This is a genomic window from Corynebacterium sp. 51B (assembly GCF_008930785.1).
GTDB classification, from domain to species: Bacteria; Actinomycetota; Actinomycetes; order Mycobacteriales; family Mycobacteriaceae; genus Corynebacterium; species Corynebacterium megadyptis.
Genome location: NZ_PQMK01000001.1, coordinates 530,871 through 556,176 on the forward strand (window position 1 = coordinate 530,871; position 25,306 = coordinate 556,176).

At 64.1% G+C, this 25,306-nt stretch carries 17 protein-coding genes, 1 tRNA gene and 1 pseudogene; 6 read left to right on the forward strand and 13 right to left on the reverse strand.

The window, feature by feature from the left end:
* Positions 1 to 215: 215 nt before the first annotated feature.
* Entirely contained in the window at positions 216 to 1,085 is an 870-nt protein-coding gene (locus GBB14_RS02280) for a Bax inhibitor-1/YccA family protein (protein ID WP_151530121.1), read from the reverse strand.
* A 208-nt stretch (positions 1,086 to 1,293) separates the two neighbouring features.
* Between GBB14_RS02280 and GBB14_RS02285 the strand changes: the two genes are divergently transcribed.
* A tRNA-Leu gene (locus tag GBB14_RS02285) sits at positions 1,294 to 1,367 on the forward strand.
* Between the two features lie 63 nt (positions 1,368 to 1,430).
* Here the strand turns inward: GBB14_RS02285 and GBB14_RS02290 are convergent.
* From GBB14_RS02290 to GBB14_RS02315, 6 genes are all read right to left on the reverse strand, one after another.
* Positions 1,431 to 2,396: a Ppx/GppA phosphatase family protein gene (locus tag GBB14_RS02290; protein ID WP_151530120.1), complete on the reverse strand. Its 966-nt coding sequence runs from the start codon at positions 2,394 to 2,396 to the stop codon at positions 1,431 to 1,433.
* A gap of 1 nt (position 2,397) precedes the next feature.
* A complete protein-coding gene (locus GBB14_RS02295; RefSeq protein WP_151530119.1) occupies positions 2,398 to 2,952 on the reverse strand; it encodes a DUF501 domain-containing protein in 555 nt (184 codons plus the stop codon).
* A gap of 33 nt (positions 2,953 to 2,985) precedes the next feature.
* Positions 2,986 to 3,597: a septum formation initiator family protein gene (locus GBB14_RS02300; protein ID WP_151530118.1), complete on the reverse strand. Its 612-nt coding sequence runs from the start codon at positions 3,595 to 3,597 to the stop codon at positions 2,986 to 2,988.
* A gap of 115 nt (positions 3,598 to 3,712) precedes the next feature.
* The gene (gene eno / locus GBB14_RS02305) at positions 3,713 to 4,990 is read right to left on the reverse strand and encodes a phosphopyruvate hydratase (protein ID WP_151530117.1); all 1,278 of its coding nucleotides are present in this window, start codon (positions 4,988 to 4,990) and stop codon (positions 3,713 to 3,715) included.
* 252 nt (positions 4,991 to 5,242) lie between these two features.
* Positions 5,243 to 6,031, reverse strand: coding sequence for a lytic transglycosylase domain-containing protein (locus tag GBB14_RS02310; RefSeq protein ID WP_192796213.1), 789 nt, complete (start codon positions 6,029 to 6,031; stop codon positions 5,243 to 5,245).
* Positions 6,032 to 6,037: 6 nt separating this feature from the next.
* On the reverse strand, positions 6,038 to 6,613 hold the full coding sequence (locus GBB14_RS02315) for a MazG nucleotide pyrophosphohydrolase domain-containing protein (RefSeq protein ID WP_151530116.1): 576 nt from the start codon (positions 6,611 to 6,613) through the stop codon (positions 6,038 to 6,040).
* 72 nt (positions 6,614 to 6,685) lie between these two features.
* Between GBB14_RS02315 and GBB14_RS02320 the strand changes: the two genes are divergently transcribed.
* Entirely contained in the window at positions 6,686 to 8,194 is a 1,509-nt protein-coding gene (locus GBB14_RS02320; protein ID WP_151530115.1) for an amino acid permease, read from the forward strand.
* A gap of 89 nt (positions 8,195 to 8,283) precedes the next feature.
* On the opposite strand, the gene mfd is transcribed toward GBB14_RS02320, so the two are convergent.
* Together mfd and GBB14_RS02330 are read right to left on the reverse strand one after the other, a co-directional pair.
* A complete protein-coding gene (mfd, locus tag GBB14_RS02325) occupies positions 8,284 to 12,051 on the reverse strand; it encodes a transcription-repair coupling factor (protein ID WP_151530133.1) in 3,768 nt (1,255 codons plus the stop codon).
* A gap of 408 nt (positions 12,052 to 12,459) precedes the next feature.
* A pseudogene (locus tag GBB14_RS02330) lies at positions 12,460 to 13,059 on the reverse strand (TetR family transcriptional regulator); the annotation flags it as partial.
* A gap of 580 nt (positions 13,060 to 13,639) precedes the next feature.
* Between GBB14_RS02330 and GBB14_RS02335 the strand changes: the two are divergent.
* Positions 13,640 to 14,497 carry a GDSL-type esterase/lipase family protein gene (locus tag GBB14_RS02335; protein ID WP_192796212.1) on the forward strand — a complete coding sequence of 286 codons (858 nt, stop codon included), beginning with the start codon at positions 13,640 to 13,642 and terminating at the stop codon, positions 14,495 to 14,497.
* A 117-nt stretch (positions 14,498 to 14,614) separates the two neighbouring features.
* Here the strand turns inward: GBB14_RS02335 and GBB14_RS02340 are convergent, their stop codons facing one another.
* From GBB14_RS02340 to GBB14_RS02355, 4 genes are all read right to left on the reverse strand, one after another.
* A complete protein-coding gene (locus tag GBB14_RS02340) occupies positions 14,615 to 15,574 on the reverse strand; it encodes a nucleoside hydrolase (protein ID WP_151530113.1) in 960 nt (319 codons plus the stop codon).
* A gap of 54 nt (positions 15,575 to 15,628) precedes the next feature.
* The gene (locus GBB14_RS02345) at positions 15,629 to 16,426 is read right to left on the reverse strand and encodes a MetQ/NlpA family ABC transporter substrate-binding protein (RefSeq protein WP_192796211.1); all 798 of its coding nucleotides are present in this window, start codon (positions 16,424 to 16,426) and stop codon (positions 15,629 to 15,631) included.
* 4 nt (positions 16,427 to 16,430) lie between these two features.
* Entirely contained in the window at positions 16,431 to 17,480 is a 1,050-nt protein-coding gene (locus tag GBB14_RS02350) for an isopenicillin N synthase family oxygenase (RefSeq protein WP_151530111.1), read from the reverse strand.
* A gap of 159 nt (positions 17,481 to 17,639) precedes the next feature.
* A complete protein-coding gene (locus GBB14_RS02355; RefSeq protein ID WP_151530110.1) occupies positions 17,640 to 21,065 on the reverse strand; it encodes an exonuclease domain-containing protein in 3,426 nt (1,141 codons plus the stop codon).
* A 310-nt stretch (positions 21,066 to 21,375) separates the two neighbouring features.
* Between GBB14_RS02355 and GBB14_RS02360 the strand changes: the two genes are divergently transcribed.
* The 3 genes from GBB14_RS02360 (at position 21,376) to GBB14_RS02370 (ending at position 25,258) form a co-directional block, all read left to right on the forward strand.
* Positions 21,376 to 22,638, forward strand: a complete 1,263-nt coding sequence (locus GBB14_RS02360; RefSeq protein WP_151530109.1) for an MFS transporter — start codon at positions 21,376 to 21,378, stop codon at positions 22,636 to 22,638.
* 145 nt (positions 22,639 to 22,783) lie between these two features.
* Positions 22,784 to 24,256: a bifunctional UDP-N-acetylglucosamine diphosphorylase/glucosamine-1-phosphate N-acetyltransferase GlmU gene (gene glmU / locus GBB14_RS02365; RefSeq protein WP_151530108.1), complete on the forward strand. Its 1,473-nt coding sequence runs from the start codon at positions 22,784 to 22,786 to the stop codon at positions 24,254 to 24,256.
* Positions 24,257 to 24,280: 24 nt separating this feature from the next.
* Entirely contained in the window at positions 24,281 to 25,258 is a 978-nt protein-coding gene (locus tag GBB14_RS02370) for a ribose-phosphate diphosphokinase (protein WP_151530107.1), read from the forward strand.
* Positions 25,259 to 25,306: the final 48 nt, after the last annotated feature.

The window sequence follows — 25,306 nt, forward strand, 5'->3', positions numbered from 1 at the left end:
TGGCGTGCATTGTTGGCGTGCGATCCTTGCTCTGATGGGTTATGGGGTGCTTTTCGGGGCCACGAAATCTACCGTCGCCGGGCCGCGCTCAGCCGCCGGGCCGCGCTCGCACCCAGCCCCGCACCGAGCCCCCAGCGCCAGCCACCCACCCCCCCCCACTAAGGCACGAAAAAACCCACACATGACGTCGCCGCCACGTGTGGGTTGTGTCTGCCCTAGTTCCGGAAGTAGGACAGCAGGCGCAGGATCTCGGTGTAGAGCCACACGAGGGTGACGGCGAGTCCGAGTGCGACGCCCCAGGCCATCTTGGCGGGTGCGCCTTGGCGAACGAGCTGGTCGGCCATGTTGAAGTCGTTGAGGAAGGAGAAGGCGGCGAGCCCGATGCACACGAGGGAGAAGATGATGGCGAGCGGGCCACCGTCGGTGAGCGGGTTGTTGCCGGTGAACATGTAGAGCAGCATGTTGCCAATGGCCAGCACGACGACGCCGATGAGGGCGCCGGTCATGATGCGCTGGAACTTCGGGGTGACCTTCACGGCGCCGGTCTTGTACACGTAGAGCATGCCGATGAACACGCCGACGGTGCCGATGACGGCTTGGCCGATCATCACGGCGGCGTTGGTGTCGGCGACCACCATGTTGGTGAACATGAAGGAGATGCCGCCGACGAAGAGGCCTTCGAAGGCCGCGTAGGTCAGGGTGATGGGGGCGGAGCCGTACTTCTTGCCGAAGGCGGAGATCAGCACGGTGATGAGGCCGCCGATGGCGCCGATGCCGGCGAGCATCATGGCCAGGCCCGGATTAGCAACACCGATCGCGTAGGTGATGATGGCGCCGACGATGATCACGCCGAGGGTGATGCCGGTTTTAGCGATCACGTCGTCGACGGTCATGGGCCGCTCAGCGCCTTGGGCGCTGGCTTGGTTGAAGCTGGGGTCTTGGTAGTAGCCCTGCATCGCGGCTTGCTGTGCCGCCTGTTGGCCGCGATAGCCCTGCCCATAGGGGTCGTTCTGATAACCGGGGGCTTGGCCGCCTCGCTGTCCCGATTGGGTGAGAGAGCTAAATACTGGATTGCTGCTACGCACTAGTTTGCCCGTGTCCTTTCATGGCTTTCATAGCTTCGTTTATCTGCGATTGTTGAGTCACGTTATCGCGCTTACGTCCTATTCAACGTTTCCGCCCCCGTGTTAGTTCCCTCGGGCCCGACTTTCCTTTCCCGACCCGCGGGCAGGGCGAATTCGCTCGCCGCGCGCGCGATGTTTTACACTGGTTCGAGCGCGCGCAGCGCGTGATCCCCCTATAGCCCAATTGGCAGAGGCGGTGGACTTAAAATCCATTCAGTGTCGGTTCGAGTCCGACTGGGGGGACGTTTTTGTGTCTCCACCCCTTCGCGCTTATCGACGCCACCTCCCCGCCGCTGCAGCGCTTTTTTATTCGAGTTCCCCGCGCTGCCGCGCGAGCTCATTGATGATCCCGTCGAGGATGTCCTTTTCGGAAATCATGATCTCGTGGACTTCTGTTTCCTCTTCAATCATGGTGGTGATGCCGTCGACAACCATCGCCCCGCCGGAGATGACATCGGCGCGGCCTTCGTGGATCACAGGGTGGGCGGCGCGCTGGGTGGAGGTTTGTGCCAGTAGATCGCCGCAGAGCACGCGGAGGGCGTCGAAACGCAGCGTGCTGCCGTGGATCGCGGTGGCTTCATAGGCTTCGAGTCCTTGGGCGAGCGCGGAGAGCGTGGTGAAGGTGCCGGCGCAGCCGACGAAGGTGGCGGCGTCGCTAATGGGCACGATGGCGCGTACTTCGCTGAGGCGTTCGCGTACGTAGTCGGCGGCGATGTCGATTTCGGTGCTGGTGGGCGGGTCGGAGCGCATGATGCGCTCGGTGAGGCGCACGCAGCCCATCTGGCTGGAGTGGGAGCCGAGGATCTCGCCGTCGCTGGTGCCCACCACGAATTCTGTGGAGCCGCCACCGAGGTCGATCACGCAGTAGGGCCCTGGGAGTTCTGTGAGATCGCTGACTGCGCCGCTGAAGGAGAGCTGGGCTTCTTCTTCGCCGCTGATTACTTCGGCGCCGCGGTTGGGCGCCACCTGGTTGAGCAGCTTGCTGGTCATGGTGAAGAACTCGTTGCGGTTGCCGGCGTCGCGGGTGGCGGAGGTGGCCACCATGCGCACGGCTTCGACGCGCTCGATCTTCATGATGTCCACGTAGCGCTCGAGCACGATGCGGGTGCGTTCGAGCGCCTCGGGGTCGAATTCCCCGGTGGCGTCGACACCTTGACCGAGGCGCACGATTTCCATGCCGCGGTAGATGTCGCGGACGTGGCCGTCGCGGACTTCGGAGATGAGCAGGCGCAGGGAGTTGGTTCCGCAATCGACGGCGGCGAGGCGGGTCATGTTATTTCACCTCGGCGTTGGAGAAGTCGAATTGCTCGAGGTCGATGCCGAGCTCGGCGCAGGTGGGCCAGTCGGCGGGGATGGCGGTACCGCGCAGCTTACCGTGATCGGCGGCGATCGCCACGGCCTCGGTGCCGAGGCGCACCCGGTCGGGCCCTTCCGACAGCGCATAGGCGATGAGCACGTGGACGCACTTGACGCGATCGGGCATGCCGCCGCCGGAGAAGTCGGTGCCGAGATCCTCGATGGCGTTGCGCTTGGCGAGATAAAACTCGTGGGCGCGGCGATAGTCCTCCGCAAGGTCAGCGTCGCTGTCGAGCCGCGCGGTCATCCACTTCATCACGTGCGCCACCTCGAGCCGCGAGGCCTCCGCGGTCAGCCGCGGATCGGTGAGGTAGTACAGGGTGGGAAAGGGAGTGCCGTCTTCGAGTCGCGGCGCGGTTTCGATGACCCCGGGGGCACCATCGGGGCAGCGGTAGGAGACGGCGCGCACGCCGCGGGGGCGGCGGCCAAGCTGGGTCTGGATCTCGTCTAGATCTGCATCGCGTACGCTCATGCGCTCTAGTGTCTCACGATCCTGGGCGCGGAGTTAATTCTGTGGCGGTGCGGCGGGCTCGGCCTCGGCGGGCTGCGGCTGCTGCTGCGGTTCGAGGGGTTCGAGCGGCAAATTGGAGATATCGGGTTCGTCCCCACGATCGCTGTCTACGTCGTGATTGAGCTCCACCAGGGTGGCGCGGGGGTCGGTGACGCTGTGCCACAGATCGGTGTACCAGGTGTGGTTCTCGGCCTGCTCTTCTGCGCTTGTCGACGTCACCCCGTCGCTGGGTGTGATGGAGGGATCGAGAATACGGAAGGGTGTTTCTCCTTCTGCGATGGCGCCGAGGCGGCGGCGAATCTGCTCGTCTTGGTAGGCCGGAGAGTTGTTTTTCTCCAATTCGTCGAGCAGGCGCTCTTTTTCGGCTTGTTTGGCCGCGATGGAGGAGTTGAGGTTGGAGATATCGGAGCGCTGGTCAAAGTAGGTGCGCAGCGGCAGCACGATGAGCCAGAGCGCGAGCAGCAGGGCGACGACGAGAACGACGATCCCCACGGGGCTCATGCCGCGGGTCACCGAGGTGCGGGGCAGGCTGGTGCTGCGCGTGGGGGTGGCGAAATGCGCCTTGTTTTTCACCGGTACCGATCGCGGGGTGTCTCCTGTGGCCATAATGCGCTTAAGTTTAGCCCCACACAGCACAGCGCGCCCCACGCGACACCCAGTGTGGGTGCCGGCCGTGGGGCGCGGTGGTGTTTAGCGCGGGTAAGCGCGCGCTCTGAGGCGTTTAGGCCTGGAAGCGCGGGAAGGCGTTGGCGCCGGCGTAGACAGCGGCGTCGCCGAGGATCTGCTCGATGCGCAGCAGCTGGTTGTACTTGGCAACGCGCTCGGAGCGGGCCGGGGCGCCGGTCTTGATCTGACCGCAGTTGAGGCCCACAGCCAGATCGGCGATGGTGACGTCCTCGGTCTCACCGGAGCGGTGGGACATCATGCAGCGGTAGCCATTGCGGTGGGCCAGCTCGACAGCGTCGAAGGTCTCGGTGAGGGTACCGATCTGGTTCACCTTCACCAGCAGCGCGTTGGCGGCCTTCTTGTCGATGCCCTCCTGCAGGCGCTGCGGGTTGGTGACGAAGAAGTCGTCGCCGACGATCTGGACCTTCTCGCCGATGGTGGCGGTGAGGTTGGTGTAGCCCTCCCAGTCGTCTTCCTGCAGCGGATCCTCGATGGAGACGATCGGGTACTGCTCGATGAGCTCCTCGTAGACCTTGGCCATCTCCTCGGCGGTGTGCTCGCCGCCCTCGAAGTGGTACTTGCCATCCTTGAAGAACTCGGAGGAGGCAACGTCCAGTGCTAGGGCAACGTCCTTGCCCGGGGTGAAGCCGGCCTTCTCGATGGCCTCGACGATGAGGTCGAGGGCAGCCTTGGTGGAGTCGACGGAGGGAGCGAAGCCGCCCTCATCGCCCAGGCCGGTGGACAGGCCCTTGTCCTTAATAACCTTCTTCAGGGTGTGGTAGACCTCGGCGCCGATGCGCAGGGCCTCGGAGAAGGTCTCGGCGCCGATCGGGGCGATCATGAACTCCTGGACGTCCACGCCGGAGTCGGCGTGCGCGCCACCGTTGAGGATGTTCATCATCGGCACGGGCAGAACGTGCGCGTTCGGGCCGCCGACGTAGCGGAACAGCTCCAGCAGGGAGGAGTCAGCGGCAGCCTTAGCCACGGCCATGGACACGCCCAGGATGGCGTTGGCGCCCAGGCGGGACTTGTTGTCGGTGCCGTCGAGCTCGATGAGGGTCTGGTCGATCAGGCGCTGGTCATCGGCCTCGAGACCAGCGAGAGCGTCAGCGATTTCCTCGTTGACGTTCTCCACTGCCTTCTGCACACCCTTGCCCAGGTAGCGGTCGCCGCCATCGCGCAGCTCGTGTGCCTCGTGCACACCGGTGGATGCACCCGAGGGCACATCGGCGCGACCGTGCGAGCCATCATCCAAGATGACCTCGCACTCAATGGTGGGGTTACCGCGGGAATCAAGGATCTCGCGTGCAAATACGTGCATAATCTCAGCCACTATGGCCTCCTAAGCCGTTAGACAGATTGCTGGGGTGTGGAAATGCGTGTGCGATCTTTCCACCAACATGCCCGATTCTAGCGCATTTTTGCGGCATACGGACTCAAAACCACATGTTTGATGTCCGATAGCCAACATTTCTGCAGGATAGGCTGCGAGATGGTTGCGAAAGTCACGCTTCACCGCTCAATTGTGGCACGAAATGCGCGCCCCTGCCGTCGCAGACGGCAATGTGGGAACAAACTCACACCGCTAGAGCGCCGGCTGCCCCAAGGCATAGGAGGCGGCGGCATCGCGCACCCGCACCAGATAGTCATTGGACATGTTGTAGGAGCGGATGGCATCGACCCAGCCCTCTGGAGTAGCCAGATCGCGGCCATTCGAACAGAGCAGGGTGGCCGAGCCGAGCGCGGCGTCGTCGATCTGATGCGGATCCGCTACCCCATCGCCATTGGCGTCGCGCCCATAGCGGCCCCAGGACTCGGGAATGAATTGCATCGGGCCCACGGCGCGATCCCACTGGGTATCGCCATCGAGCTCGCCATTATCGGTATCGGGAATCTCGGCAAAGCCGGGCGAACCATCGAGCGGCACGCCAATGATCGGCGGGGAGACCACCCCATCATCGCCGATACTGGAGCCGCCGAAAACCTTGCCGGAATAGGTACCGTGGCGGGTCTCCACAAAACCGATACCGGCGAGGGTATTCCACTTCAGGTGGCACTCCGGCCAGGAGGCGGCAGCGATGAGCTCCGCATTCGCATAGGCGCGCAGCGCCGGGGCGGGAATGGACATCTCCGCGGCCAGCGGATCGGCCCAGTAGCCGAGCTTGTCGGAGGTGCGCCCGGCATCATCGACATTGATGGCCGGCACTTCCGCCCCGGCGGCCGGCGGGACGTTATCGGGCACGGGCCGCAACTGGCGGATGGGGCTGGCACCCTCCAAGAGCGAGAGCGCCCACCCCACCACGGCGATCACCATGATGATCGCCAAAACCGTGCTGCAGCCGCAGCCGAGCGCGCGTCGTCCTCCAGTAGCCATGGACGTTTAATATACAGAATCGCCCCGCTCGCGACGCTGCTCTGTCTGCTTGCCCTGCTCCCACAAGTTCTTCTGCTCCTCCACGGCCACGATCTCGGTGGTGCCATCGAAGAGATAGGGTGCGCGCCCCTGCAGTTTCTCCACAAAGGCCTGGGCTACCTCCACCATGGAAAAATCCCCGCGACGCCGGGCCAGCTCGGCGTGGAATAGGACTTGGAGATAGACATCGGCGAGTTCCTTCTTTAACTCCTCCGCGCTGGCCTCGCCGCGCTCCCAGGCAACGACCGCGGCGATGAACTCCTCGCTTTCCTCCCGCAGATACGGCACCAATGAGCTATGGCTTTGGCTGCGCTCCCACTCCCCGATATCGAGCGCGCGCTCCATCACGGCCATGGCGTGCGTGCTGGAGCTGGCGCAGATCCGCACCGGCGCCTCTGCGGCGGGCACCGCACCGAGGGCACACAGCTGGGAGCGAACGCTGCGGGGCAGATCGGCGTCGATAAGCACCGGCCCCATCAGATCTGCGATGTGCTCCAGCGGTACAGCAAAACCATTATCGGCATCGAGAACAATAGTGCGCATGGCCTCACCGTACCGCGTTACCCCCAGACGGAAGGACGATGCTGTCAGTTTTCCCGCAGCGTGTTTTAGGGTATGTGGGTGAGCACTACATCTCAGCCCGTGGTTGCGGGCACGAACTCTCATCGGCCGACCGTGCGCGTGTGGACGCTCGTGTCGCTCATTATCGGCTCGACGATCGGAACCGGCATTTTCGCCCTGCCGCAAAATGCGGGTTCGGTCGCTGGGCCCGGCGCGATGCTCATCGGTTGGGCCATCGCGGGCGTGGGCATGCTCTCGATTGCCTTTGTGTTCCAGATTCTGGCCGTACGTAAACCACATCTTGATTCAGGCGTGTATTCCTACGTGCGTGCCGGTCTCGGCGATTTCGTCGGCTTCGCCTCGGCGTGGGGCTATTGGCTTGGCTCCGTGATCGCCCAGGTGGGCTATGCCACGTTGTTCTTTTCCACGATCGGCCATTACGTGCCGATCTTTAATGATGAGCACCGCTGGATTCAGGCGGTGGCCGTCTCGCTGATGACCTGGGTGATCTATTTCGCGCTCACCCGCGGCATACGCCAGGCCGCGGTGCTGAATATGGTGACGACGGTGGCGAAATTGCTGCCGATTGCCGCCTTCATTCTGCTGGTGGCGTTTCTCGGCTTTAGCTGGGATACCTTCACCCTCGATATCTGGGCGCGCGAGGGCTCGGTGGGCTCGACGATGGATCAGGTCAAGGGCATCATGCTCTTTACCGTGTGGGCCTTCATCGGTGTTGAGGGCGCCAGCGTCTATTCCAAGCAGGCCCGCACCCGCTCCGATGTGGGCAAAGCCACCGTCTTTGGCTTCTTCACCGTGCTCGCCCTGCTGGTGACCGTGGCCACCCTCTCCTATGGCGTGCTCACCCAAGAGGAATTGGCGGCGCTGCCGGATAACTCCATGGCCAGCGTGCTGGAGGCCGTGGTAGGCCCGTGGGGTGGAGCGCTCATCTCGCTGGGCCTGTGCCTATCGGTGCTGGGCGCCTATGTGTCCTGGCAGATGCTCTGCGCCGAGCCGATCGCGCTCATGGCCACCGACGGGCTGCTGCCGAAGAAATTGGGCGCTGTCAACGATCAGGGCGCCACGGTGTGGGCGCAGCTGGTATCCACCGTGGTGATTCAGATCTCGGTGATCATTTTCTTCGTCAACGAGACCACCTATGTCTCCATGGTGCAGCTGGCCACCATGATGTACATGCTGCCCTATGTGTTCTCGGCTATCTATTTGCTGCTGCTGACCACCCGCGGCCGCGGCGTGGCCCACCCGCAGGCGGGGATTCGCTTCGACGATTCCGGCCCGGAGATCTCCGCCCGGACCAATGGGAAACATCGCCTGGTGGCGCTGATCGCCACCGTGTATTCGCTGTGGCTGTTCTATGCCGCCGATGTCACCTATGTGCTCTTTGGCGCGCTGCTCGTCATTCCTGGGCTGGTGCCCTATGTGTGGACCCGCAAAGCCAGCGGCGATCGGGTGTTCAACCCAGTGGAATGGGTGATTGTGGCGCTCGTTCTCATCGGTGGCGCAATCGCGCTCTACGGGCTGTCCACCGGCAGCCTCTCGCTCTAGCGGCTGCCCCGCCGCGCTTATCGACGCCTCCCCGCAGGAACACATATCCTGCCGGGAGGCGTTTTCCCTGCTGCCGGCGGCGCCGATCTTTAGCGCAAGCGGTATTTCCGCCGCCTGGCTTCGCGCTTATCGTCCATATCCATTTGCTCATCGATCTCGGCGGCGGTGAGCGTGCCGCGTCGGCCTGCCCGACGCCGCCGCGTCCCAGCGGCGGGGCCACCACCCCGTGCGGCACGGCCGCCGTCCGCGGTGGAGCTGCTCACCACCGGGGCGACGGTTTCCATGGCGGATTCCACGCCGGTGCTCACATTCACCCGGTCCAGCTGGAACATGGTGGAGAGGAAGTCGGCCACCCATTGCACGAGCTCGACATCGCGCAGCTGCGGATCGGTGATGGTGCGCCCCGCCTTGGGCAGCGGCACCATCACGGCCTTAGCGGCGGCACGATAGGTGGAGCCACCATAGAGGCGCTTCAGCCGCACCTGCTGGGAGTCTTTGAGATCCACGGGGTGAATCTTGATGCGATTGCCCTGGACCACGATATCGGCCACCTGCGCGCGGGCAGCCACCCGGCGCAGCCGCGCCATGGTGAGCAGGCGCTGAACTTCCACCGGCGGCTGGCCGAAGCGATCGCTCATATCGTCCACGGCGCGGCTCAGCTCCGCCTCGGTGTTCGCAGCAGCAATAGTGCGATACATATCGAGGCGCAGCCGCTCGGAGTTGATATAGCTATCGGGGATGTGGGCATCCACTGGCAGGTCGATGCGGATTTCGGTGGATTCCTTCTCGGTGGCATCCAGCGGCTGGCCGGAGGCGAGCGCGCGGAAGGTCTCCACGGCCTCGCCCACGAGCCGCATATATAGATCGAAGCCCACCCCGGCGATATGCCCGGATTGTTCGGCGCCGAGGACATTGCCCGCGCCGCGCATCTCCAGATCCTTCATCGCCACGGCCATGCCTGCGCCCAGATCATTATTGTGGGCGATGGTGGAGAGCCGGTCATAGGCGATCTCGGAGAGCAGCACTCCCTTGGGATAGAGGAAGTAGGCATAGCCGCGCTCCCGGGAGCGGCCCACGCGCCCGCGCAGCTGATGCAGCTGGGACAGGCCCATATGGTGGGCGTTTTCCACGATGAGGGTATTGGCGTTGGCGATATCGAGGCCGGTTTCCACGATCGTGGTGCACACCAGCACGTCATAGTCGCGATTCCAGAAGCCCTGCACGGTTTGTTCCAACAGCTGCTCGCTCATCTGGCCGTGGGCCACCACGATGCGGGCTTCGGGCACGAGATCACGCAGCTCGCTGGCGCGCTTATCAATGTCTTTGACCTTGTTGTGCACGAAGAACACCTGCCCATCGCGCAGGATTTCGCGCCGAATCGCCGCCGCGATCTGCTTGTCCTCGGCCGCGCCCACATAGGTCAGAACTGGGTGGCGATCCTCCGGCGGGGTGAGGATGGTAGACATCTCCCTGATCCCGGCCATGGACATCTCCAAGGTGCGCGGGATCGGGGTGGCAGACATCGTGAGCACGTCCACGTGGGTGCGCAGGCCCTTGATGTGTTCCTTGTGCTCCACACCGAAGCGCTGTTCCTCGTCCACGATCACCAGCCCGAGGTTCTTCCAGGTCACACCGGTCTGCAGCAGGCGGTGGGTGCCAATGACCACATCCACCTCGCCGCTGGCCAAGCCGCTGATGATCTCCTTCGCCTCCGCGGTGGAGGTAAAGCGCGAGAGCCCACGGATGGTCACGGGAAAGCCCGCCATGCGCTCTTCGAAGGTGGATAGATGCTGCTGCGCCAGCAGCGTCGTGGGCACCAGCAACGCCACCTGCTTGCCATCTTGCACGGCCTTGAAGGCGGCGCGCACCGCCACCTCGGTTTTGCCATAGCCCACATCGCCGACGACCACGCGATCCATCGGCACCGGCTTTTCCATGTCCTCCTTCACCGCCTGGATGGCCAGCATCTGGTCCTCGGTTTCGACGAAGGGGAAGTTATCCTCCATCTCCTTTTGCCAGGGCGAATCCGGGGCGAAGGCATAGCCGGGCGCGGCTTGGCGCTTGGCATAGAGCTCGATGAGCTCGCCGGCGATCTCGCGCACCGCGGCGCGCGCCTTGCGCTTGGTGTTCTTCCAGTCCGAGCCGCCCATCTTCGACAGCGTCGGGGTCTCCCCGCCCACATACTTACTCAGCAAATCGATGGAGTCCATGGGCACGTAGAGCTTATCGGCCGGGGCACCCCGCTTCGAGGAGGCGTATTCCAGTACCACATACTCGCGCCGCGAGGTGCCATCACCGGTGGTGATGGTGCGCTCGGTCATCTCCACAAAGCGGCCGATGCCATGGGTGTCATGGACCACGTAGTCGCCCTTTTTCAGCGCCAGCGGATCCACCCTATTGCGCTTTTTCGCTGGACGACGCTTCGCTCCCGCAATATCGCCCACGCGGTTACCGGTGAGGTCGGTCTCCGTGATGACCACCAGATTCGGGCCGTCAAAGACCACACCGTTATGGGCGAAGGCCTGATAGAGCGTCACCTCGCCATCGCTCGGCTGCCAGCCAGGGGTGGCCACGGTGGTGCGGATTCCCTGCTCTTTAAACCGCTCCCGCATGCGCTTAATTGCCCCCTTGGCCGGGGCAATATAGGCGACCTTACCGCCGGCGAGGGTATGCGCCAGCAGCTCTTTCATCATGGACTCAATCTCTTTGAGATCACCCCGCGGCTGCGGCGGCAGCGAAAACTCCAAGGGTAGGGTGAGATCCTCGCTGGCCTCGAGAATCCCCGGTTCTGCCGCGGTCCAGTGCGGCTGGGACTGAGCGAGCATGGCGTCGTGAAGCGCCTCGATGCCCACATAGGAGCCGGCCGAAAGGTCCAGATCGGCGCTGGCCACCGGCGCCGTGCCGCCCATCGCGGCCACCTCCCACCCGGCGGCCAAAAACTCTTCATCCGTGGCGATGAGATCGCTGATGCGGGCCATGATTTTCTGCGGCGCCAGCTCCAGCACATGCCAGCCACTACCCAAGATCTGCGGCAGCGGCACCAGCTCATGCGGGCTGAGCACCGGCAGCAGCGCCTCCATGCCATCGGCGTAGGTGTGGGTAGAGATCTTATCCAGCAGCTCGCCCAAGGCCGGGTGATGCGCATAGGTGCGCGCCAACTCGCGGGCACGACCCGCCACCGCATCGTCGATGAGCAGCGTGCGCGCGGGATAAATCGAGAGCTGCTCGAGTACGCGGTCGGCGATGGCGCGCTGATCCGCCACCGCAAACTCGCGCATCTCACTGACCTCATCGCCCCAGAACTCGATGCGCACCGCCTGATCGGCCGTGGTGGGAAAGACATCGATAATCCCGCCGCGGGTAGCGAACTCACCGCGGCGAGAAACCATATCCACATGCGAGTAGCCGAAAAACACCAGCTGGCTGCGCAGCTGCTCAAAATCGCATTCCGTATCCGTCTGCAGGCGAATCGACTGCTGCTCGGTATTCAGCACCGGCTGGCAATAGCTGCGGGCCGGGGTGACCACCACGCGATAATCCTGCAGGGTGTCCAAGGTCTGGGCGCGGCGGCCCACGATGTCCATCCCGGGGCTCAAGCGCTCATGCGGCAGCGTCTCCCACGAGGGCAAAAAGGCCACTTTCTCCCCCAGCATGGCCTTTAGCTCTGCGGTGAGATCCTCGGCTTCGCGGCCATTGGCGGTGACCACCAACAGCCGTGCCTTGCGTGCCAAGGCCGCAATCGTCCACGGCCGAGCCTGATCAACGAGCGAGAGATGCAGGCGCGGATCGCCCACATGAGTGAGCAACCCAGCGAACTTCTTATCCTCTGCGGCCGTGCGGGCTAGGCCGCTGAGCATGGGGGTGGATGATGCGGACGCCTCGTGAGTCACGACTGGGCGATGCCTTCCTAAAAAACGGTGGATGAATACTACACAGCGCGGTCGCCGACGAGCCTCGCCGTAAGCACGGCAGGCCAGTCCCCTGCGCTGCCGTGCACCTTACCGCGCTGATACTACTCGTAGGCGAGATGCGGGCAGCAGCAGAGCCGGCGCGACAGCGCGCCGGTAGCAGGGGTATCAGGTATCGGGCTAGTCCGCAGCCGAGGTGGAGTCTGCTGCAGAGTCCTCGCCTGCCGGGTTCTGGGCGCCATCGCTGCGGGCGCTGTCGCTCTGGGCGGTGCGGCGGCTATGGGCGCGCTGCAGGGCCTCGGGGGTTTCGGTGGGCTGATAGTACTTGGCGTTTTCGCCGACCGTCTTCAGCTCCGGATCGCGCAGGCTGGGATCAGCCACCATGCCGGCCAGGCCATTCCAGCAGAGATTAACGATATGCGCGGCCACCACTTCTTTGCTGGGCTCGCGCACATCCAGCCACCACTGCGCCGTGGAGGAGGCCATACCCACCAGCGCTTGGCCATAGAGCACCGCCACATCGGGGTTGAGCCCCGACTTTTCGAAAGCGCCGGCCAGAATATAGGAGACTTTGCCCACGGTGTCATTGAGCAGCGTGGAATAGGTGTTGTGCTGCTCGGGGTCCACATCGCGGGTCAGGATGGTGAACTCATCGGTGTGGTCTTCCACAAAAGACAGGAAGGCCATCACCGCAGACTCCACCCGACGGCGGTAGCCGGAACAGTTCAGGGCATTTTCAATCACCGAGCGCATCAGCTGCGTATCGCGGTCCACAACCTCGGCATAGAGCCCCTCTTTGCCACCGAAGTGCTCGTACACCACCGGCTTAGACACCCCTGCGCGAGAGGCAATCTCCTCCACGCTGGTGCCCTTGAGCCCGCGCTCAGCAAATACTGTGCGTCCTACTTCTACTAGTTGCTCGCGGCGCTGCTTGCCGGTCATCCTCCGCTTAACCATGCCGTAGAGCCTATACGCTTATGCATCCCTCAGTCTCATCTTTCCCCTCATGCCTCCCCCACCAACGATTGGCACGCCCCCGACGCTATGTTGTAGGATTTCTAGCGCACGGCCGTAGGGCATGTGCGTTTCCCCATGGTGTAATTGGCAACACTACGGTTTTTGGTACCGTCATTCTAGGTTCGAGTCCTGGTGGGGAAGCTTTTTTATTTCCCCACCTGAACTGCACATAGTCCGCCAGTCGGAACACAGTGTGCACCCCCGATCGAGAGGGCCCACCCTCTTTCTTCGCAGAGCTGCTACACTGCCGCCTTTCGTCGGCGACACGCTCGATGCCTGCCCAGCATGCCCGCGCGGTCCACACCCCCACGGGCACCACTCGCCCACCCCCCATTCGGGCATAGCTCCCGCTCAGCATCGAGACATATTTTTGCGGCCCTACACACCCGCTCTGTAAACCTCTGTGACAAGAGTAAAGTCTCATTGAGGTAACACCTGATAGGCTCCCCAGCGATATACATCAGTGATGCCGCCGACGGGCGGTGCCGATGTTTTCCGTGACCCGATTGGAAAGAACTTCATGAAGTCTGCATCTCAGACCCGCACTAAGGTGCTGTCTCTTGTGACCGCCGCAGCCGCTGCTATGGGCATCTCCGCCGCCTTGCCGGCGCCGTCCCACGCGGCACCTGGCAATGTCGTCGTGGTCGGCGATTCCATGCCCGCCAATCCGAGCATCGAGGACTTCGTTGCCTCCAAGCTCCCTGAGCAGGCTCGCGTCATCACCCCGAACGCCCATCTCAACCAGGTGGGATGCGGCAGCGATGGTCTTTTCTCCGGCACCTATGCCCGCGTCTCGGGCAAGCCCGTGGATGATTTCACCTGCCCCGGCGCGAGCTTCATGAGCGGCGGCATGCGCGTGGACTTCGCCATTGACACCGCGGCACAGCGCGGCAAGCTCAACAGCGGCACCTCCGAGGTGGTCATCTTCGCCGGCGGCAATGACACCTACTCGCGGATGAGCAGCCAGTCCCTGCCCGATATTGAGCGCGATCTCTACCACGCGATCCGCCACTCTATCGACAAGGCCAAGCGCTATGCCCCGAACGCCCGCGTGAAGGTTGTCGGCATGCCGCATGTGGCCAATGCGGAAGGCGGCGTGTGCCTGATCAACGTGATCCCCAATGTGCCGCTGGGCATTCCTGCCCGCGCCGTCAATGACGTCGAGCGCCACCTGCAGTGGGCCCAAGTCAACGCCTCCCGTGATAGCCGCGCCACCTTCGTGGACACCAAGCCGATCTCCGATGGCCACGAAATGTGCTCCAATGATCGCTGGATCACCGGCATCGTGGACACCACCGCCCGCAGCCCGCACAAGCTCATGTTCCACATGACCGATGCCGGCCTGCACGCGGTCGCTAGCCACACCGCCCGCTCCTAATACCCGCACCGGCCCCACGCGGGCCACGGGTTCTATACACGAACGCCCAGCCTCTCCCCTGTTCTATCGGGGCGAGGCTGGGCGTTGGCGTATCCCCAGGCCGCAAGCGCCGAGCGGCTACAGCTCGGGCTTATCCTCTACTGCCGCGATGGCCTCGGTGATCAGCTGCCAGAAACGGCCATGGTCTAGGGTGGTGGCGACCTGGGTGGGGCACTCGGGGCCGGCGGGGGCACGGAAATCCACCACGGTCATGCCGGTGGTGAGACTGCCCTGCAGCTCGACGTCGATGGGGGCGCGGCGGGTGGCCACACACTCGGGATCGATGAGATAGGCGATCGTGCAGGGATCGTGCACCGGCGGATCGTCAAATCCCTGGTTTTCCCGATAGGCCTCGCGGAAGAAACCGCAGAGATCCACCACCAATTGCGAGCACTCGGTGCCCAGCTGCGCGATATTCTGCTCGACCTCGCGGGTCGCGAGCGCCTGGTGGGTGAGATCTAGCCCCACCATGGTCACCGGCCAGCCGGCGTTGAACACGATATGCGCGGCTTCCGGGTCCACGTAGACATTGAACTCGGCCCAGGCCGTGCGGTTTCCGGTGTGATAGCCGCCGCCCATGAGCACCACCTCGCGCACCTTGTGCACAATGCGCGGCTCTTTACGCACCGCGAGAGCGATATTGGTTAGCGGGCCGGTGGGCACGAGAGTGATCTCTCCGTCCTCACTGGCCATGATGGTGTCAATGATGAAGTCCACGCCGTGTTGCTCGCCGAGCGGCACCCGCGGCGTGGGCAAGGTGGCCCCGTCCAGGCCGTTCTCGCCGTGCACATCGGCGGCGACGCTCAGCGGCCGCACCAGCGGGCGATCGCAGCCGGCATAGACCACGGTGTCCAGCCGAGCCGCGGTGGCCACAGCGCGGGCGTTGTGGGTGACCTTCTCTAAGGTCTGGTTGCCGCCGATGGTGGTAATGCCCACCAGGTCGATGGCGGGGTTGCCGCCGGCGAGGATGATGGCCACAGCGTCATCGTGGCCGGGATCGCAATCGAGAATGATTTTCCGTGGGGTATCTGCGCTCATAGTCTCCAGTGTAAGAGTCCCCGCCGCCCCGTGCGTGCGGCTCGAGTCACAGTATTAGTGCGCGGGCAGCACTGCGCTCTGGTACTCAGCGCGGATAAAATCGGCGACTTCTTGGGACTCAAGCGCCTGGGCGAGGGCCTGTACCGCCGGCGAGTCTGCCTTATCCTCCGGCGCCACCAGAATATTCACATAGGGGTTATTCTCCGGCTTCTCGGCGGCAAGACCATCTTCTGCGTAGTCCAGCCCAGCTTCGAGTGCGAAATTGCCATTGATCACCGCCGCGGCCACATCCTCATCCTCCAGCGTTTGCGGCAGCAGGCGGGCGTCGACAGGCGTGATGGTCAGCTCGCGCGGATTGGCGGTGATATCCTCCACGGCCGTCTCGGCGCCGCGATCCTCCACCTCGATCAGCCCGGTATCGGCAAGCAACGCCAGGGCGCGGGCGCGATTCACCGGGTCGTTGGGTATGGTCACCGTGGCGCCGTCAGGCAGCGACTCGAGGGAATCAATGCTGGTAGAAAACAGCGTCAGCGGCTCCAGGTGCACGTTGGCGACACTGCGCAGGCTGTGATCGTCATTCTCCTCGCTCCATTCTTCTAAGTAGGGCTGGTGCTGGAAGAAGTTGGCGTCGGCATCGCCGTGGGTGGTCACGTGATTGGGATCGATTCCCCCTTGGATCACCTTCACATCCAACTCCACTCCCTCTGCGAGGCCCTCGTCTGCGATATATTCCAGAATCCGAGCATGCGGCTCGGGCGAGGCAACAACGGTGAGCGTGTTCTCATCCGGCTGGGCGCTACAGGCGCTAAGGCCCAGGACGCACACTGCGGCGGCGGCAATCTTCTTAATCATGGTTTTAGGCTGCTTTCTTGTGCTTATCGACGATATCCGCGAAGTTATCCGCGATGTGTTGGTGATATTTCTGGGTGACATCAGGGTGGGCACGCAGTCGAGACTTCAGGGCATTTAAGCCATTGGTGCTGTAGATCTGCTCGCCATCGAGATCCACGCCCACCTCCGTGGGCGAGTCAGTGAGCTCCGGCGGGAGGCTGATGCGGGGCACCTCGGCATCGAGCGCAGGGCTATAGAAGAAGGGAATGGAGAAACGGTCCGTGCCCGGCGCGGAAGGCAACACCCGGTGCGGGGTGGCCTTGAGGTAGCCGCCGGTGGCCACGCTGAGCAGCTCGCCGATATTGACGATGAGATAATCCTCGATGGCGGGAACATTCACCCAGCGGCCGTCGACAAGCACCTGCAGGCCGCGGGAGCCCTCCTCCACCGTGAGCAGGGTGATAAAACCGGCGTCATGGTGCGCGCCGACGCCCTGGCGGGTGGCTGAGAGATCGTGGGCGGGATAGTGCACGATCTTCAGCAGTGAGTGCGGGGCGCGGAAGGCCTCGGCGAAAAAGTCCTCCCCCTCACCGAAGGCCACCGCCCAGGCCCGCAGCAGGCCGGCGCCGATGCCTTCGAGCTGCGCAAACCACGCCAGCGCGCGGTCTTTGAGCTCGGGTTGATCCGCGGGCCATTGATTGGGCCCTTGCAGGATCTTCCACGGCTGCTCCGGCACCTTCTCGAGCTCGGCGGGCAGCTCGGGGCCGATATCCAGCTGCTCGCGCCAATCGCGCAAACCCTGGGTGCGTTCGGTGCCGGTGGCGGTATAGCCGCGATAGTGCGGGGAATGCACCTGGGAGATGCGCCGCTTCTGCGCGGCGGGCTGGGCGAAAAAGGATTTAGCCTCGGCCAAGAGCCCCTCGCGGGCGCGGGGATCAATGCCGTGGTGGGCAAGGTAAAAAAAGCCCACCTCGTGCGCCGCCTGGAGCAAGGCATGAAGCTCGTCTTCATATCCGGGATGCTCCGGGCTGCGCAGCCGAGAGAAGTCAATGACGGGAATAGTTGGTGTGTGCATGTCGCCATCATAGACATCTCTGTCTACTTATTTTGCACACTACCCCCGCTAAATGGCTGCAATATAAGGTCAATACCCTTTCTAGCTGGCGTTTTACTCTAGACCGCTCGGTACGTGGGGGAGGCTCAGTGCGGCGCGGCCGACGCCTCCCTGCGCCAGCTAGAAGGTGCGGACCAGCTCGGCCAGCTCATCATCGCCGCGATCCCGCAGCCGGCGCACGGTTTTCCGGCGAGCACACTCCGCCGGCAACCCCATCGCGAGATTGAGCGCGGCGATCACCACCTCGGGGCACGCCCAGTCCACCAGCACACCATCGGCGTCGAGGAACTCCTCGTCAAGGCCGATGCGGTTGATGAGCAGCACCAGGCCCTCGGCGTCGTCCCGCTCGGCGGGGGCACGGGCGATGTCGAAGCTCTCGCCAAAGCGCAACCACATGCGCTCGCCCTCTTCGAGGCCGAGATCCTGAATAAAGCGGGAGATCGTGCCCAGCGAGACAGTGGTTTTACCCCAGGTCAGGCGCTGCTCCCCCAGCCGGCTGGGAATCATCCGCGTCTCACCGAAGGGCACATCGTAGATGGCGAGCACGCCGAGGCTGATGCCGGTGCCGGAGCCGCGGACGTGATCGTGACTCACGCGCAGCAGGAGATTCCACTCGCCGTCGCGGAGGTAGAGCCCCTTGGTCTCCTCGGGCAGGGCGTGATTGACCAGCGCCTCCTCCTCAGTGCGGTAGCGCACCTGGCCATGCTCGACCACGAAGTCGCCGGTGGCAGCAAAGGCCCGCACCGAGTTTTCCGCCACCCCATATCCGGTGGCCTCGGCGATAAGCTCCCGCAGCGGCACCGATGTGCGACGCTCAGGATCGGCCGCATTCGCCTGCGCCAGCCGCGCCCCGATGAAATCCGAGATCGTGGTCCACTCTTCTTTACCCCACTCGCGCAGCGCCCATGTGCGCGCCCCACAGCGCTGCACATGCTCGGCACTGGACAGGCTGCCATCGATAGAGCGGCTACTGCGATCAGACAGCACCGCGTGCAGCTGCTCCGTGCTCATGGGCTCACCCTCAATGCGCAGCACCGCACTGGCCCGAGCAACCACCGATCCGGTGTCGCTGAGCACATGGTCTTTATAGAGCGCATAGGGGGTATGGGTGTCTATCCACTCCCGCATCAAGGCAGTATCCGCGCCCACGGCGCTCGCGAGTTCTTCTAGTGTGAGCACGCCATAGTTATCGGCAGCGGCGGTAATGGCCTTGTCCACCGCGGCGGCGAAGCCGGCACGGACGAGCCAACGGCCCGTCTCCTCCGCCGCGGAATCGGAGCCGTCAATGAACTCTAGGCCCCATGATCCGGACGCACCCACCATGGGCAGGAGAGTTAGTAGGTCCGTCTCCACTCCCGCGGGAGTGGAACGCAGCGCGGGCAGCAGCCGATAGATCTCCTTTACTGGCCGTGCTATGCCCACGCGCTCGCGCACGGCGGCTTGTACCAGCTCACACACCGGCCCGATAGCGCCAAGCCCAGCGCAGAGCATGCTCTCAAGCTGGCGGACGCGCTCGCGGCTCACCCCGAAGCGATCGCCCAGGGTTTGCAGGGATGCCGGCCCGGCTAAGCGTTCATCGAGAATCGGGGCAAAGCGCGCATCAGCGGCCACTACCTCCGCTATCTCCACGCAAGCAGCCCATGCCACGGTTTCTGTCCGTCTATCCAAGGCGGCCGCCGCAGCCGCGACGCTTTCGGGAATTGTCTCCTTATCCCCCAGCGCACTGTCGGCCGCGCCGGTCAACGCCAACCAATCCAGCAGCACGGAGGCATCGCCGTGGGCGGGATCCTCATAAAGCAACTGCTCCACCAGGCCATCGGCACCCGCGGGCGCTGTGTCGCCCCCTACTGCATCCTCCGAGCCGCCCGTCTCGTACTCATCCAGCGCGAGCAGCACCACCTCATTCAGCAACTTCTGCAGGCGCACCCGCCCAATCCCGGGCAGATCCGCCAGCTCCTCGACGGTGAGCTCGGTAATCCCCGCCTCGGACGGAATGCCCAGCCGCCGCCGCACCTTGGTCCACAGCGGGCTCTCCGGCACCAACCCGGGCCGAAGATAGGGTGAGAGCTGCCCCAGCGCGGTGGTGCTCCCCCGCCCCAGCCAGGCCTCCACCACAGCCATTGTGTCTGGCGCGGCGGCGGCATTTTCCGTCTCCAGCCATGGGAACACTGCAGCGATAAGCTCGGCGTGGCCGTGGTCCTCGGGGTCCTTTTCTGTGGCGTTGATGGACGCCGTCATCGCCGCCAACGCCCGGGCGAAGCTCACCTCATCGATGATCTCCACGCCGAGGGCTCGCGCTTTCTTCGCCTTGCCGGACATGGTGTGCACATCGGCGGCCACCACGAGCCGCGAGGACGCGATCACCCCGCCCACACTCAATCCGGCCTCGCGGGCGCGGGCCTCCCAAGCTTCGCGCGGGGTGACCATCGCCCCGGTGAAGGTAACACGGTCTCCCGGCGCGAGTGCGCATACCTCCGCCGCCACTGGGGCCTGCCCGTCCTGCACCTCCTGCTCACCTGGCTGGGCGAGCAGCTGCCGAAAGCGCGCGTGGTCAATGCACAGCTGCTCGGCGATATGACCGAGCCAGAGGCGCTCGCGCTCAGTGACCACCCCATCGGCCCACGCCTCAATCACCAGTTGTTTGAGGTAATGCTCATGCAGTTCACTGATGTCCTCGGCTTCGAGTCCATAGCTCTGCGCCACCCGACCCAACTGATCGAGTTCCTCCGTCGTGAGCCGGCCGTCCACCATCGCCTGTGCCAGCGTCGCGCAGTAGCGATCGGATTGCGCATCGCCAGTGGAGGGCATGGCGGTGGTCAGCCGCCGCAGCCACGCGGACTCCGCAGCAAAGGCGGCGTCTGCACTCGCCGCAGCCCACTCGCTGATCGGGCCGCAAGGTTCGCTGCCGAAGAGCCCGTCCGCCCGAGCGATGCAGGGAGCAGACGACTCCGGCAGGGCGTCCAGCTGCGCAGCAGTGAATACCAGCGGCGCGGCAGCAGCGCCCAGCTCGGGATGCCGGCGCAGCAGCTCAACGAAGAGCTCGGTGGTGGCGGCGGCGTCGGCGAGCGCGGTGTGGGCGGCGAGGTTATTCACCCCGATTACTTCGAGGCAGGCAGATAGCTTGCCCGGCGCCCCAGGCAATAGCCGGCGCGAGAGGACGCAGGTATCGAGTGTCCATGCGGTGCCCGGCAACTGCACCCCCACTCGTGCGAATTCATCGCTGAGAAAGCGGCGTTCGAAGGAGGCGTTATGGGCCACCACAATGCGCCCCTGCAGCACCTCGGCGAGGTGGCCGGCCAGCTGCTCAAAGCTGGGGGCATTGACGAGATCGCGCGGCTCAATGTGGTGAATATGGGAATTATCGAAGCCGCGATTCGGCTGCACCAAGCTACGCCAATAGCGTTCGGGCTGCGCTTGGGTATCGAGCATCACGATGCCGATCTCGAGGATCCTGTCGCTGCTGCGCACCCCCGTGGTCTCAAGGTCGAGGACGGCGAAGCCGCGGAATGCCTGGTCGGTCTCTGTGTTCCTGCTCGGTGTGCTCATGCATGTCTCCCTGCGCGCTGCTGCGATACGTCTGTAGTACGTCACTTAGTCTAACGACGCCTCGGACACCTCCACTGCGCTTTCGCACACTCTTTCCTCGCCAGCGCAGCGTCGATAATGCCCCTCTGAACTGCATAAAAAGCACGTACCACTTAGTGCAGCCGCATTTTTGACAGTGCGGCCTTAGCGCTGCGGCGCTATAGCGCAGGGCTTAGCATCACAGGAACTACTACCTCGCAGCGCGCGGATGCATCCCGCGCTCGCAGCCCGCACGGCTACCCCGCCCCGACGCACCACAGGGAGAATCACGATGTCCACGCAGCGACCTGAGGACGCCGCAGCAGCGTCCGCGCAGGAGAAGGCCAATGGTCGCCGCCTCATTGCCGCCAATAGCCTGCAGAATGTGGGCGATCAATTCGTGGCGGCTAAGACCGTGCTGCCGTGGCTACTCGCCGCCGCCGGCACTCCCGCGTTCTTTATCGCGTTGCTGGTACCCATCCGCGAGTCGGGGCCGATGCTGCCGCAAGCGCCGCTCACCCCGTGGGTGATGCGGCATGAGCGGCGCGCCGGCATCTGGGTGGCGGGCGCACTTGGCCAGGCGGTGAGCTCCGCCATCATCGGTCTGGGCGCCCTGCTGCTCGATGGCTGGTGGCTGGGGCTATGCGTGATCCTCGCGCTTATTGGTTTTGCCCTCTCCCGCTCCCTGTGCTCGATCGCATCCAAGGACGTGCAAGGGCGCACCATCCCCAAGGGCCGCCGTGGCCGCATCAACGGCACCTCCACGATGATCGGCGGCATAGTGGCCATCGCCGTCGGCGGCGAGGTGCGACTCATGCGCGATCGCGCCCCCGACTGGATATTGGCGGCGCTCATCCTCCTCGCCGCCGGGCTGTGGCTGATTAGCGCGCTGGTCTTCCACCGCATCCAGGAGCCCGCAGTGGCCGCCGATCAATCCCAGCGCCCCACCGCCGGCTGGATCAGCGATGTGCGCACCCTCCTCAGTGGGGATCGGGACTTCCGTAACTTTGTGATTCTGCGCTCACTGCTCTTGGTCTCCGCGCTATCGCCGGCGTTCATTGTGGCGCTCTCCGAGGAAAGCACCGATCTGCTTGCCGGTCTCGGATCCTTCCTCGTGGCCTCCGGGCTGGCCGCGGTGCTCGGTGGCCGGATCTCGGGGATCTGGTCGGATCGTTCCTCCAAAAGGGTGATGACGCTCGGGGCCGCCGTCTCCTCGCTGGCCTTGGTGGCGGTGGTCTCCTGCTATTGGTGGGCGCCCACCAGCTGGCACCCCTGGCTCTATCCCGCACTGTTTTTCGTGGTCACCCTCGCCCACACCGCTATCCGCGTGGCCCGCAAAACCTACATCGTGGACATGGCCGAGGGCGATGTGCGCACCCGCTATGTGGCCGTGGCCAACACCACCATGGGCATCATCTTGCTCTTCACCGGCGTAATATCTGGGCTTTTCGCCTACTTCGGTGAGGAGTGGGCGCTGGTGTTCCTCGCGGGCTTGGGCGCGGTGGGCGTGCTCTTTTCCCGCAGGATCGCCGATGTCTCCAGCCCCTCCTCCTAGCCCCAGCAGCTCCTTCTCGCTTATCGACGCCATCTCGGCCGCCACCACACCCCAGCGCCTCGAAGTCACCCGTTTCTGGGCTCAGCTAATGGTACTTTTAGAGCCGTACACGAAACGCTATCGAGACAAAGTTGCCTAATCTTTTATGTCAGATACTTCCCATACTTCCGCCGCCACCGCAGTGATCATGCTCGCTGCGGGTGCTGGCACCCGCATGAAGTCCGCCACTCCGAAAATGCTGCACCATGTTGCCGGCCGTTCCATGCTGGCGCATGGCCTGCACGCCGCGGCGGGCATCAACCCCACCCATCTCATTGCTGTTGTCGGCCACGGCCGCGAACAGGTAGTCCCCGCCATTGCGGCCGAGGCCCCGGCCCTGCCGCACTCCCCGACCGTGCACACCGCGGTGCAGGAGGAGCAAAACGGCACCGGCCATGCTGTCGGCGTCGGCTTAGAGGCCCTACCGGCGGACTTCGCCGGCACCGTGGTGGTCACCACCTCCGATATCCCGGCGCTCAACGCCGAGACCCTGCAGCAGCTCGTGCGCACGCACACCAGCGCCCCGCAGGCCGCGGTCACCGTGCTGACTACCGCGGTGGATAATCCCCACGGCTATGGCCGCATCATCCGCGATGAAGATGGGCGCGTCACCGAGATCGTGGAGGAAAAAGACGCCACCGACGCCCAGCGCGCCGTCACCGAGATTAACTCGGCCGTCTACGCCTTTGATGCCGCGCTGCTCCGCCAGGCGCTCACCCAGCTGGACACCAACAATGCCCAGGGTGAGCTCTACCTCACCGACGTGATCAAGATCGCCCGCACCTCCGGCAAGCTGGTGCGCGCCCACAAGCTCGCCGACCCCTACTACGTGTCGGGAGTCAATGATCGCGTGCAGTTGGCCGCGATGAGCAAAGAATTCAACCGTCGCCTCTGCGAGGCCGCCATGCGCGACGGCGCCACCATCGACGATCCCGCCACCACCTTCATCGACTGCACCGTGCAGATCGGCCAAGATGTGACCATTCACCCCGGCACCCAGCTCAAGGGCAGCACCACCATCGCTGATGGCGCCGAGATCGGCCCCGACACCACGCTGAGCAACGTGAAGGTGGGCGAAGGCGCCCAGGTGGTGCGCACCCACGGCTTCGACTCCCACATCGGCGCTGGTGCCTCCGTAGGCCCGTTCACCTACCTGCGCCCGGGCACCGATCTCGGCGAGAACGGCAAGCTCGGCGGCTTCGTCGAGTCCAAAAACGCCCAGATTGGCCGCGGTTCCAAGGTTCCGCACCTCACCTACATCGGCGATGCCGAGGTGGGCGAGGACTCCAACATCGGCTGCTCCTCGGTGTTCGTCAACTACGACGGCGTGGACAAGCACCGCTCCGTCGTTGGCAGCCATGTGCGCCTCGGTTCCGACACCATGATCGTCGCTCCGGTGACCATTGGTGACGGCGTGTACTCCGGGGCAGGTACAGTAATTAAAGATGATGTACCTGCAGGTTCGCTCGTAGTCTCGGGCGGCAAACAGCGCAACATCGAAGGGTGGGTAGAGCGCAAGCGACCAAACACCCCAGCTGCCGACGCTGCAGCTGCCGCCCGCAAACCCAAGCAAGTATAAGGAAAGGTAAGGCATCGAATTACGATGACTGGCCAGTGGACAGATAACCAAAAGAACCTCATGGTGTTTTCCGGCCGGGGAAACCCGGCACTCGGTGAGGAAGTGGCACGTGAGCTGGGTACCGAATTGACCCCCACCACCGCCCGCGACTTCGCCAATGGCGAAATCTTTGTGCGGTTCGAGGAATCCGTACGCGGCTGTGACGCCTTCGTGATCCAGTCCCACACTCAGCCACTGAACAAGCTGCTGATGGAGCAACTGATCATGATCGATGCGCTCAAGCGCGGCTCCGCCAAGCGCATCACCGCGATCCTGCCCTTCTACCCCTACGCCCGCCAAGACAAGAAGCACCGCGGCCGCGAGCCCATCTCCGCCCGTCTGGTGGCTGATCTACTCAAGACCGCCGGCGCGGATCGCATCGTGTCTGTGGACCTGCACACCGACCAGATCCAGGGCTTCTTCGACGGCCCCGTCGATCACATGCACGCCATGCCGATCCTCACCGACTACATCAAGAGCAACTACGAGCTCAACAACATCTGCGTGGTTTCTCCGGACGCTGGCCGCGTGAAGATGGCCGAAAAGTGGGCCAATATCCTCGGCGACTCCCCCATGGCCTTCGTGCACAAGACCCGCTCCGTGGACGAAGCCAATAAGGTCACCGCGAACCGCGTGGTCGGCGACGTCGAAGGCCGCACCTGCGTGCTCCTCGACGACATGATCGACACCGGCGGCACGATCTCTGGTGCCGTGAACGTGCTCAAGGAAGCCGGCGCCGGCGATGTCATCATCGGCTGCACCCACGGCGTGTTCTCTGATCCCGCCCGCGAGCGCCTCTCCAAGTGCGGCGCCAAGGAAGTCATCACCACCGACACCCTGCCGCAGAACCCCGAGGGCTGGGACAACCTCACCGTGTTGCCCATCGCCCCGCTGCTGGCCAAGACGATCCACGAGATCTTCGAAAACGGCTCGGTGACCACCCTCTTCGAGGGCGAGGCCTAAACCCGCTCCAGCTGCTAGGACGGCCGTCTCCTCACTTTCGAGGCGACG

Coding starts and splice junctions, on each gene's coding strand:
- GBB14_RS02335 (WP_192796212.1), top strand. CDS start 13,640: ATGAAGTCTGCATCTCAGACCCGCACTAAGGTGCTGTCTCTTGTGACC.
- GBB14_RS02310 (WP_192796213.1), bottom strand. CDS start 6,031: ATGGCTACTGGAGGACGACGCGCGCTCGGCTGCGGCTGCAGCACGGTT.
- GBB14_RS02320 (WP_151530115.1), top strand. CDS start 6,686: ATGTGGGTGAGCACTACATCTCAGCCCGTGGTTGCGGGCACGAACTCT.
- GBB14_RS02315 (WP_151530116.1), bottom strand. CDS start 6,613: ATGCGCACTATTGTTCTCGATGCCGATAATGGTTTTGCTGTACCGCTG.
- GBB14_RS02290 (WP_151530120.1), bottom strand. CDS start 2,396: ATGACCCGCCTCGCCGCCGTCGATTGCGGAACCAACTCCCTGCGCCTG.
- mfd (WP_151530133.1), bottom strand. CDS start 12,051: ATGCTCAGCGGCCTAGCCCGCACGGCCGCAGAGGATAAGAAGTTCGCT.
- glmU (WP_151530108.1), top strand. CDS start 22,784: ATGTCAGATACTTCCCATACTTCCGCCGCCACCGCAGTGATCATGCTC.
- GBB14_RS02340 (WP_151530113.1), bottom strand. CDS start 15,574: ATGAGCGCAGATACCCCACGGAAAATCATTCTCGATTGCGATCCCGGC.
- GBB14_RS02370 (WP_151530107.1), top strand. CDS start 24,281: ATGACTGGCCAGTGGACAGATAACCAAAAGAACCTCATGGTGTTTTCC.
- GBB14_RS02360 (WP_151530109.1), top strand. CDS start 21,376: ATGTCCACGCAGCGACCTGAGGACGCCGCAGCAGCGTCCGCGCAGGAG.
- GBB14_RS02300 (WP_151530118.1), bottom strand. CDS start 3,597: ATGGCCACAGGAGACACCCCGCGATCGGTACCGGTGAAAAACAAGGCG.
- GBB14_RS02350 (WP_151530111.1), bottom strand. CDS start 17,480: ATGCACACACCAACTATTCCCGTCATTGACTTCTCTCGGCTGCGCAGC.
- GBB14_RS02295 (WP_151530119.1), bottom strand. CDS start 2,952: ATGAGCGTACGCGATGCAGATCTAGACGAGATCCAGACCCAGCTTGGC.
- GBB14_RS02345 (WP_192796211.1), bottom strand. CDS start 16,426: ATGATTAAGAAGATTGCCGCCGCCGCAGTGTGCGTCCTGGGCCTTAGC.
- GBB14_RS02355 (WP_151530110.1), bottom strand. CDS start 21,065: ATGAGCACACCGAGCAGGAACACAGAGACCGACCAGGCATTCCGCGGC.